Annotated in this window: 1 protein-coding gene; it reads left to right on the top strand. The window is 62.0% G+C overall.

Annotation, left to right across the window (positions count from 1 at the left end; genetic code table 11):
* Positions 1–64 precede the first annotated feature (64 nt).
* Entirely contained in the window at positions 65–1279 is a 1215-nt protein-coding gene (locus tag DFP89_RS20050) for an IS256 family transposase (RefSeq protein WP_114351052.1), read from the top strand.
* The last annotated feature ends 55 nt before the right edge of the window (positions 1280–1334 follow it).

Raw genomic sequence — 1334 nt, forward strand, 5'->3', positions numbered from 1 at the left:
GGAGAGTGTCCGATCTTCTGTGTATCGGTGATCTGGTCCATGCTTCCTGAGAGGAGCAAGGACGATGACGATTTCGAACGAACTGCTGGACGAACTGCTGAAGGGCTGCAAGCGGCCTGAGGATCTGCTTGGCGATGCCGGTCTGATGAAGGAACTGAAGGTCCGGCTGATGGAGCGGATGCTCGGCGCCGAACTGACAGCACATCTGGGCTATGAGGCCGGTGCTGAGCCGCCAGCCGAACAGGCGAACCGCCGGAACGGGGTTGCGACGAAGCGGGTGAAGGGCTCGGACGGCGAGGTGCCGCTTTCGGTGCCACGCGACCGGGACGGCAGCTTCGAACCGGAGCTGGTGAAGAAGGGCCAGACCCGGATCGACGGGGTCGACGACAAGATCATCGGGCTCTATGCCGCCGGGCTGTCGGTGCGCGACATCCAGGCGCATCTGGAGGACCTCTATGGTTTACGTGTTTCGCCTGATCTGATCAGCCGCGTCACCGATGCCGTGCTGGACGAGGTCCGGGAATGGCAACACCGGGCGCTGGACCGGATGTATCCCATTGTGATCTTTGACGCTTTGCGGGTGAAGATCCGCGATGCTGACAGCCGGATGGTCAAGAACAAGGCCGTTTACATCGCCTTGGGCGTTACCCGGGACGGGGATCGCGAGGTTCTGGGGCTCTGGATCGCCGACAATGAGGGCGCCAAGTTCTGGCTGTCGGTGATGAATGAGCTGCGCAACCGCGGGGTCCAGGACATCCTGATCGCTGTCGTCGACGGGCTGAAGGGTTTTCCCGAGGCCATCACCGCAGCCTTTCCCGAGACGACGGTCCAGACCTGCATCGTTCACCTGATCCGGCATTCGATGAATTTCTGCAGTTGGAAGGACCGCAAGGCCGTGGCCGCCGACCTGCGCCCGATTTACGAGGCCCCGACCGCCGAGGAGGCCGCCCGCCAACTGGACGCCTTCGAAGATAAATGGGGCGGGAAATACCCGTCCATCGCCCCGGCCTGGCGCCGGGCATGGGCCGAGGTCACGCCGTTCTATGCATTCAGTGCCGCGATCCGGAAGATCATCTACACCACCAACGCAGTGGAATCACTGAACAGGGTGCTGAGGAAAACGCTGAAAACCAAGGGCTCATTCCCGACCGAGGAGGCTGCCACGAAGCTGATCTTCCTGGCCATCCGCAACTTCGAGAAGGGCGGCCGCGCCGTCCGGGAATGGGTTGCGGCCCGCAATCAGCTGGCCATAATGTTCGCAGGGCGTTTCGACGCCTGACCGTATCTGAAAACCGCATGGGCCCGGTCAGATACACAGAGTTTCGGATACTCCC

This window comes from Paracoccus lutimaris, assembly GCF_003337565.1.
In the GTDB taxonomy this organism is placed as follows: Bacteria; Pseudomonadota; Alphaproteobacteria; order Rhodobacterales; family Rhodobacteraceae; genus Paracoccus; species Paracoccus lutimaris.

Coding starts and splice junctions, on each gene's coding strand:
- DFP89_RS20050 (WP_114351052.1), top strand. CDS start 65: ATGACGATTTCGAACGAACTGCTGGACGAACTGCTGAAGGGCTGCAAG.